Source organism: Enterococcus sp. C63 (genome assembly GCF_040887215.1).
Classification (GTDB): Bacteria; Bacillota; Bacilli; order Lactobacillales; family Enterococcaceae; genus Enterococcus_B; species Enterococcus_B hirae.
This window is the reverse complement of sequence record NZ_JBFOFI010000013.1, coordinates 1-8,067: the sequence shown is the minus strand read 5'-3', so window position 1 is coordinate 8,067 and position 8,067 is coordinate 1. Positions and strand designations below refer to the sequence as shown.

9 protein-coding genes are annotated in these 8,067 nt (G+C 34.9%); 6 read left to right on the top strand and 3 right to left on the bottom strand.

Features of this window, described 5'->3' with window-relative positions:
- Positions 1-31: 31 nt before the first annotated feature.
- The 3 genes from AB3H90_RS14280 to AB3H90_RS14270 all read left to right on the top strand — a co-directional run bounded on the left by AB3H90_RS14280 (position 32) and on the right by AB3H90_RS14270 (position 2,180).
- Positions 32-571 (top strand): hypothetical protein, encoded by a 540-nt coding sequence (locus AB3H90_RS14280; RefSeq protein WP_128427708.1) that lies wholly within the window; start codon positions 32-34, stop codon positions 569-571.
- Positions 572-889: 318 nt separating this feature from the next.
- Entirely contained in the window at positions 890-1,879 is a 990-nt protein-coding gene (locus AB3H90_RS14275) for a hypothetical protein (RefSeq protein WP_128427709.1), read from the top strand.
- A gap of 16 nt (positions 1,880-1,895) precedes the next feature.
- Positions 1,896-2,180 (top strand): hypothetical protein, encoded by a 285-nt coding sequence (locus AB3H90_RS14270; protein WP_128427711.1) that lies wholly within the window; start codon positions 1,896-1,898, stop codon positions 2,178-2,180.
- A 130-nt stretch (positions 2,181-2,310) separates the two neighbouring features.
- On the opposite strand, the gene AB3H90_RS14265 is transcribed toward AB3H90_RS14270, so the two are convergent.
- Together AB3H90_RS14265 and mobQ are read right to left on the bottom strand one after the other, a co-directional pair.
- Positions 2,311-2,958: a hypothetical protein gene (locus AB3H90_RS14265; protein WP_164885450.1), complete on the bottom strand. Its 648-nt coding sequence runs from the start codon at positions 2,956-2,958 to the stop codon at positions 2,311-2,313.
- 22 nt (positions 2,959-2,980) lie between these two features.
- Positions 2,981-4,354 (bottom strand): MobQ family relaxase, encoded by a 1,374-nt coding sequence (gene mobQ, locus AB3H90_RS14260; RefSeq protein ID WP_128479395.1) that lies wholly within the window; start codon positions 4,352-4,354, stop codon positions 2,981-2,983.
- A gap of 393 nt (positions 4,355-4,747) precedes the next feature.
- Here mobQ and AB3H90_RS14255 point away from each other — a divergent pair, with 393 nt between their 5' ends.
- On the top strand, positions 4,748-5,074 hold the full coding sequence (locus AB3H90_RS14255; RefSeq protein ID WP_226062927.1) for a relaxasome subunit MobC: 327 nt from the start codon (positions 4,748-4,750) through the stop codon (positions 5,072-5,074).
- Positions 5,075-5,363: 289 nt separating this feature from the next.
- On the opposite strand, the gene AB3H90_RS14250 is transcribed toward AB3H90_RS14255, so the two are convergent.
- Positions 5,364-5,462, bottom strand: coding sequence for a type I toxin-antitoxin system Fst family toxin (locus AB3H90_RS14250; protein WP_115241680.1), 99 nt, complete (start codon positions 5,460-5,462; stop codon positions 5,364-5,366).
- A gap of 628 nt (positions 5,463-6,090) precedes the next feature.
- Between AB3H90_RS14250 and AB3H90_RS14245 the strand changes: the two genes are divergently transcribed.
- Together AB3H90_RS14245 and AB3H90_RS14240 are read left to right on the top strand one after the other, a co-directional pair.
- Positions 6,091-7,041, top strand: coding sequence for a replication initiation protein (locus tag AB3H90_RS14245; protein WP_067396405.1), 951 nt, complete (start codon positions 6,091-6,093; stop codon positions 7,039-7,041).
- 9 nt (positions 7,042-7,050) lie between these two features.
- Positions 7,051-7,569 (top strand): DUF536 domain-containing protein, encoded by a 519-nt coding sequence (locus AB3H90_RS14240; protein ID WP_128427706.1) that lies wholly within the window; start codon positions 7,051-7,053, stop codon positions 7,567-7,569.
- Positions 7,570-8,067 lie beyond the last annotated feature (498 nt).

Below are 8,067 nucleotides of genomic sequence, written 5' to 3'. Positions count from 1 at the left end.
TTAATCTAAATATGGAAAGAAGGAAAAAATCATGAAAAAAGTTCTTTTATTAGCTAGTTTATGTGCCGTATTATCGATGGGAGTAGGAAATGTTGTACATGCTTCTGATAACGATACCTCCTATGTTAGATATTCAGGTTATTTAGCAAAATACGTTGCAAGAGAAGATTATTTAAAAAATAAATTAAAAAGTATCAATGCTCCTGCCTATTACAGAAACAAATTAAATACAGCTTTATTTAAAGCCAAAAAAGATTTGCGTTCAGGAACAACTGATATTACTAGATTAAAAACAACGTATAAAGAATTATTAGACTCAATTGTAGAGGGAGCAAACTTATACAACACACATTCCGCTGATTTATTATTAGCAAGAAAAGATTTAGCAGAAACAATAAAAACAGCTTCTGATTTTTTAGATAACCAAACTGGTAACTCAAATGATAAAGTAGATATCCAAAAACAATTAATTTATGCTGAAAATATTTTGCAAAATGAGTATGCCTCTTTCTATGACTACAAAACAGCAAATGATTTGTTAAAAGCAAAATTACTAGAATCTTCTAAATAAAGAAACAATTTAATTGATTGGAAAACAATAATGTACAACATAATCAGTAAATATCAAAGGGAAAAAATGACTGATAAGTTATGTAAAATCAAAGTCTGAGCCAGAATCTGGTTCGTTCTGGCTCAGACTTTGGCTCTTCGACATTTAGTATTGGTAGATATATTGGACAAGTTGCTTTAGCAGCAACTGGAGCTATTGTTTTAAGTGGAATCACGATTAGTGCAGGACACTGGGCATATACCACTATTGTAACCTACTTTTTTTAATTATTGAAATCAACATATAAATCAGAAAGATATCTTATAAGGAGAGCAATATATGAAAATCATCAAAAAAATTGCTATATTGTCATTAACAGTATTATCTTTTTCACTAGCCAGCCCCGTTTTAGCATTAGCAGAAACTTCCGAATCAATTCAAGAAACGGTTGAAGCCATAAATAATGCAACTAGCTTGGATGATGTGGTTGTAAAAAATACTCAAATTAATCAAGCTGTTAAAGTTGCAGATAACGAATTATCTGTTACATTACCAAAAAATGCTGATGAAGAAATTCAATTAAAAGATGGGGAGGAAAATATTAATGTTTCCTTACCTGAACAATTTTCAACTGATGCTTTAGATGTTGGAGATACTGTAATTTATGATGGAGAAGATTCCGATTTAGGTTTACAAAATACAGATTTAGGTTTTAGAGCATTAATTTCTATCAATGATTCTAACGCCAGTCACGAGTACAGTTTCAAAATTAATTTACCTGAAGGATATCAATTATTCGATGCCTCAGAGATGGAAAATAAAGCACCTGGAACTGGGAATATTTATATTCTTAACGAAGAAGGTCTACCTGTAAATATGATTGATGCTGCATGGGCGAAAGACTCAGAAGGAAATTCAGTTCCAACCCGTTATACGATTAATGGAGATACACTAACTCAAATAATCGATTTTGATGAAGAAAACTTTTTCCCTATTGTCGCTGATCCTAATTGGGTTAAATTAGGTAAAAAATGGTACAATAAGAGGTCAAATATTGCTACAGCTATTGATATTGCTTTGATAGCTGTAGGAATTGGTGCAACTGCTAAAACAAGTAGTACAGTTATCAAACTAATTCGAGCAAACCGAAAAAATATCACCCGTACTGTAGAGAGAAAAATTGCTAAAACACTTGGAAAAAGTGCAGCTTCTTGGGTTGGAACAGCAATCAGTATAGGTCTTACTCTTGGAGGAACATCTGTAGGAGATCTCATTGCCAAAGGATTAGATAAAGCTGATGGTCGATATGATGGATATATTTTTGCATAGGAGAAATGGATAAATTATGGAAGATAAAAAAAGTAAAAGGCTTTTTAGACTAACCGATATATATATCACAATTGTTTGTTTGACTCCTTCTTTATGGCTAATCATGGGATTATTTACTCCTATTTCTAGAAAAGAACAACTTATTTCTACAGTGATGAGTATTCCTTGTTTATTTTTTCTCGGATTTGTCTTTGGAAGAAATTCTAGAGATAAAGAAGTCTTTGATCTTGCAAATGAAGCAGATGAACTTGAAAATGAATTAAAAAATATAAAAAACAAAAAGAAACAAAATAAAGAATAAAATTATGACAAAAAAGCCGTTAGTGTTTAAACACTAACGGCTTTTTTACTCCTATCTCGTGATTAAATAGGACACTATCAGATAAAAATAACAGTAGTAAAATGACTATACCATGCCAAATGTAAAAAATTCAATATCTCTTAAAAAATTCCCCTATTTCTAAATACAAAGCATTCCCTAAAAAAGAAAAAATCAGAAAATACGAAAAGAAATGGACACCATTTGGAAATACTCTAGATAAAAGAACGCTAACTAACAAACTAACACCGCTAATCACAAAAACCATTGCTTTTTTTAAATAAAATTCTGCTCGATCATAACAATTTCTAAGACCAGATTGATACCAGGATATAAGCCTTGAAAACATAGATAAAATCGAAAATCCTGTATAAGCCAATAAAATTCCTAGAATGACTAACGGAATAAAATAACGAATAAACTCATACCAATCCTTCGGAAATAAACCTACTAACCAGAAAAAGAACGCTTGAATCACTTGCCAAACTGTTTTTATATTCTCCCAACGATTAAGAAACCACTGTGGCAGGGTCTTTATAACCGTCCATTGATTGATTGCCCAAACAAGCGTTAATACAGCTGTATATCCACTTAAAGCATAAGAAGTAATACTGTTTTCTAGTTTTGCCTTTTGTTCTGCTTCCTTGAGAGATTCCTCACTCTGCATTTGAATTTCTTTCTTGATAATCGCTACTCGTTTATCAATATATTCTTCTGCTTCTTGCTCTTTTTTTCTTGCTTCTGCCAGTTCCTGTTTCACTTCGTTTTCTGCTTGTTTTACTTTAGAGACTTGGGCCTCGATAGTACGTTTCTCTTTCTCTAGCTCTTTCTGCTTCTGCTCTAGATTCCATTTCTCTTGCTTGACGATCTGCAATTGCTTGTCGCTCTCGCTCAAGGTCTCGATTTTCTCGACTAGATATTGCTCGGTCTGCTCGAGCTCGGTAATCACTTGCTGTTGATGGGTGTTCGTTCTCTGAAGCCATTCGTTTTCTGTCTGAAGTTCTTCCAGCAACTGTACCAGCTCTTCTTGCGAATAAGTTGGCAATTCTGACATTCAGTTCTTCTCCTTTTTCCTTTAGTTTTGTATCAATACTTTCAATTTCTCGATCTGTTCTTGTTGTTTCTTGCATAAGGCGTGCCATTCTTCGCACTCTTTCGTTAGTTGTTTGATCTCTGTTTCTTGTCGTTTCAGTAGTGCAAGTAAGCTCTCCTGTTGTTGCAACATAGCCATAATTTCTTGCAGTTGTTCTGATTCGTTCATAAAGCTCCCTCATTTGCTGTTTTATCTGTTCGTAAAATTGATACATGGCTGCTCTCATTCGTTCCATAAACAAATTATGCTGTAAAATTTCTGCATTGATTGCTGTTTTATCATACTCTAGCGATTTCCCTTTTGCTTTCATATGGTGTTGAACAACGCCGACATGTTTGGTCGGTTCCAATGCAATCTCCTGACGTTCATAGCTGCGATGATCGATTTGATTTTCAGGCTTCAGAACTTTATTGCATTCCTCAGCCCATGACTGACGCCACTTCTCTGCTTTGCTTCGGTCATTCCAATCATTTGCTTCAACAGTTTCACGTACCCAAAGCTTTTCTGCTCCTTTTCCCTTCCGAACCCTCACTTTTTGCTGTCCTGTTTCTGGATCAATAACTGGGATTCGTTCTCCCTTTTCATCAAGCTTATAGCCTTTTCGCTCTTTTACTCCCCAAGTACCGTTTTCTTTCAGTGGACGAGTAGTCAATAAAATATGCGCATGCGGATTTCCATCATTTTTGTCATGTATGGCAAAATCGGCACACATGCCTTCGCATACAAATTGTTCCGTAACATAGTTCCGTATAAGAGAAATTTGTTGTTGGCGATCAAGCTCTTTAGGCAAAGCAACTTCTACTTCACGATACAGCTGTGCATTTTTCTGCTTTTCTATTGCTTGAACCGCATTCCAAAGCGTTTCTCGGTTAAAATACTCTTTGGGTGCATGTGCTGGCAACAAAATTTCTTTATGAACAACTCCTTTTTTTCTGGTGTAATCATGGGTCAAACCTGTTTCTAATTCTTTAAGCCTTTCACCAGCACGATAGGAAGCCGAAGCAACCGCTGATTTTCCTGCACTGCGACTACCGATTTTTATAGAGCAATGATAGATTGCCATGAGAACACCTCTTTCTGGTCTATGTTTTTGTTGCGAAGCAACAATTTTCCCCTTTGGGGAAAACAAGCGAAACGGCTTTTCAAAACGAGACGTTTTGAAAAATCGTGAAGCGTGTATTTTGCTAAATGACAAGATGGAATTTCTGTGAATACAGGAATGGAAAATTGGCATTTAGCAATCGGACGGAATCTGACAATTGAGAAGCCTAAAAAGGCGGAACTTTTGTCAGTCGTCCGACAGCCCTCGGCAGAGCGTACGTAATAGATGGGCTTCGCCCGTCTATAAGTGCGCCCTTATGTTATAAGGGGACATTTATTGATAGATTATCACGTTTATTTTATTCTTACAACATGTTATAATGCCAAGCAAGAAAAATTGAAAGGAAAAAGAATCATGTCAACAAAACGATCTTATGATGAACGTCGAAAAGAAGTACAAGAAAAAATTGAAAAGTTAAAAGAGCTAGATAAGCGATTAGCTGCACAAGAAAAACAAGCGGAAAAAAGAAAAGCACGAACAGAATTTGACAAAAAATTTGGTGGAAATGACAAACGTCGAGCAAGGACACACCGCCTTTGTCGAATCGGAGGAGCAGTAGAATCCGTATTAGGACGTGAACTTTCTGGCGAAGACATAGACAAACTAATTCAGTTTCTCAAATTGCAAGATGAGCGAGGAAATTATTTTACCAACTTTATGAACCGACAAAATAAGGAATAACGCACAAGCGCCCTCAGAATTCGATTTAAGATGTTTCGCTCTGTTTCGATACATAAACACCTAAAACGATTTAAAATGCCTTAGAAAGGAAATTAGAGAGGTTTTAGAATATGTTTAGAGGTTTTTCAAAAGTCTATTCGTTGATTTTCTAAAAAAAAGCTGTTATACTCAAGGTGCGAAACGTGAGAATTTCGAGCATGTGTAACACAAAAGCCACCCCTACTACGAATAGAGGTGGCTTTTTTTGCGCTTGTTGCGACTCCAAGCGTGTGGACTAGTGACAACTTGCTTAGTTGTCGTCTCGCTTATCTAGCCAATAAGCAAATAGTTCAATGACTATCCCCACCAAGATAGGGGCGACAACCAACGTGAGAATTTGTTGAAGCATGTGAACACCCCCAATCGGGGCAAGCTGCCGTTAATGAGTATAGCATAATTGATTGCTTTTGGGTTGTTAGGGCTTGCCCTGACCGCCTGTAAGGTGCTTGAGAAGCAAGATAAGGTATTTTATCTAACTTGTCTTAAAACGGCTTAGACAAGCTCTTGGCGCCTCACAAAGACCTCTTTGAAGAACGGGTTTGATTTTAGCGAGGGAGCAGAGCGACCGCTGCAAGTATAATGTGAGAGCGAAGTGATCACACCTTTATTAGCGACCGTAGGGAGCAAGTTTTTCAGTTTAGAAAAATTCGCGAACCTGTTTGGAGAAAAAAAGAGTGATTTTTAGGCGGGAAATCTGTCCTCCCTCTTTTAAATCTCTTTTAAACCTCTTTTTAAACCTCTTTACCGTCGGCTGTGTCCTTACTCCTTCAATGGATACAGCCTTTTATAAACTACATTTTGTCTGCTTTTAAACTACATTTTGTCTGCTTTTAAACTACATTTTGTCTGCTTTTAAACTACATTTTGTCTGCTTTTAAACTTCTTTTTTATACTCACGTATGTTATAATATGTATTATTAAAGATAAAACGTTGTTTATAACGTCTGTATCCTTTGGGAGAGTAAGGAGGAATAGATTTGGCAAATGAAATCGTGAAATACCATCATGAATTAAATACCATTCCGTTGCGGAAATTTACACCAGTTGAAATGAATCTATTCTTCTCTATTGTGTCTAGAATGCGCGAAAAAGGCGATAAAACCGTTCGTCTTACTTTTGACCAGCTAAAAGATTTAAGTAATTATAAAGCAACTGCTAATAATCGTTTCATTAATGATTTAGAAATGACTTATGATAAATTAATGGATTTACGTTTTGGTAAAAGAAGTGCTAATGGGCTCGATATAGATAGATTCGTTATGTTTAGTGAGTTTAAAATACGTGGAACTGCTAAAGATCCATATGTAGACATACAAGTTTACGAAAAAGCTTTACCTTTACTAAACAATTTAGATGAGTGGGTTCGCTATTCACTCCAACAATTTAACGAATTACAAAGTAGCTATGCAAAGACTATGTTTCGATTACTAAAACAATATCGAACTATAGGTTTTGTTTATTTTTCTAAAGAGGATTTTCATGAACTATTAGATATTCCAAAAAGTTACTGGAACAACCAAGCAAACATTGATAATCGTGTTATAAAGCCTATACGTCAGGAATTAACCGCAATCTTCAAAGGTCTGACAATCAAAAAGAAATACGGAAAAGGGCGAGGAAAACCTGTCATTGGCTATCAATTTACGTTTAAACCAGAAATCAAAAAAGCAGACGACTTTAACAAACATGCACCAACCAAAGAAGAACAAAATAAAGCATTGGCTTTAGCTGATAAACAAAAAGAATACGAAGAACCTGCCACAACAATTAACGAAAAAATCAAACAGAAGAAACGAGAACTTGAACTCCTCCAACAAATCAAACAACTAGAAAAAGAGAAAGAAGCTCTTGAAAAGCAAACACAGTCCGCACTTTCGGAAAAAGAGAAAAAAAATTTATTATCTGATTTAGATAATTTATTTAACTGAAGGTGACTTATGGCAGATAAAACAATCAAAGAGCTTGCTGAAGAATTAGGAGTTAGTAAAACAGCTATTAACAAAAAAGTTTCTGATGAAAATCGAAAACTTTGGTTTGCGAAAATTGGAAACAAGTTTCTGATTAATGAAATCGGGCAAATAGCTATAAAATCAATGTTTTTAACCGAAAACGAAAACTTAAAACGAAAACCAGTTGTCGAAAAATCAAAAACCGAAAATCATAAAAACGCCAACCAAGTTCCCAATCTAGAACTCGTTTCTTTTTTAAAAAAACAGTTGGATCAAAAAGATATACAGCTACAAGAAAAAGATACTCAAATAAAGCAAATGCAAAAATTACTCGACCAGCAACAACAACTCACTCTGCAAGCGAACAAACAAATCGAAAAACTACAAGAACAGCTTCAATTGACCTATACAGAAGATACCCCAGAAAGCAGCACAACTTCTGTTACTGAAGAAAATGAAAAAGAACCAATCATCGATGAAAAAAAGTGGTGGCAATTTTGGCAATAATTATTGCTTTTTAAAGAATTTTTGCTACGCTATTTCTAGGTCAGTTTCTTACTTTTTCCCTTAAGCAGCGATTGATCGCTGCTTTTTTTTATTTGCAACAAAAAAGCAATCATGATTTCATGACTGCTTTTTTTAAGGAGAATTTTTTTGAAAATATACGAGTAGGGTTACCTCTATTCTATCCAGAATCGTAGAATATAACAAGTTCATAAAAGACAAAAAAGAAATTTTCACAAAGAAGAAAAAAGAAAAAGCTTAATAAATCAACGAAAAAAACATAGATTGAGGTAGACCAATTAAAAATCACAAAGTGAGCCCCTGTATCGGTTGATACAAGGGCTACTTGGCATACTGTACATTATGTTAACCAACGCTTTAAATAACACTTCACTTCTTTGCTTCCCAAGTAGACCAATCTTTCGAAAATGGAAGGTATATGTTTGAGCAAAACGTTGACAAACATATACCTTCCATTTTATATTTTTTTCATCATTTTAT